The 533-nt window shown below is 61.4% G+C and carries 1 protein-coding gene; it reads left to right on the top strand.

Annotated elements, in window-relative coordinates; all coding sequences use genetic code 11:
* The coding region (locus tag AAIR21_RS27840) for a fimbria/pilus outer membrane usher protein (RefSeq protein ID WP_434682836.1) at positions 1-533 on the top strand (533 nt) is incomplete at both ends.

Below are 533 nucleotides of genomic sequence, written 5' to 3'. Positions count from 1 at the left end.
TCCAAAAGTATGATGGCCTCCGGGACCACCGTGGACCTGACGGCCTATCGCTATTCCACGCGTAACTACCTGAGCTTTAACGACGCCAACAACCGCGGCTTTGACACCACGACCGGTCTGCCGGACTGGCTGAATGACCGGCGCCGCAACTCCTATGAGGCGCGCCTCAGTCAGACCCTGTTTGAGGACTATCAGCTGTGGCTGCAGGGGCACCGCGACAACTACTGGGGCTCGGACAAGACCAACACCACGATGTCTGCCGGTATCAGCGGCTCCGTGAAAAAAGTGGGCTGGTCACTGAACTACAGCATTGACCGGATGCGCGGTGACGGCGACTGGCCGGAGAACCGCCAGTGGACGCTGAACCTGAACGTGCCGATGAGCCTCTTCGGCTCCGCGGCGGCCCTGCAGAACGGCTATGCCAGCTACACCTTCTCCAATGACAATACCGGGCGCAGCACCAACATGCTGACGATGGGCGGCTCCCTGCTGGACGACAACAGCATGAACTGGAGCGCCTCGCAGACCCAGGG

Source organism: Enterobacter sp. PTB, assembly GCF_051130085.1.
Classification (GTDB): domain Bacteria; phylum Pseudomonadota; class Gammaproteobacteria; order Enterobacterales; family Enterobacteriaceae; genus Enterobacter; species Enterobacter ludwigii.
Note: the sequence above shows the minus strand (reverse complement) of the source record. Positions and strands in the feature narration are given on the sequence as shown.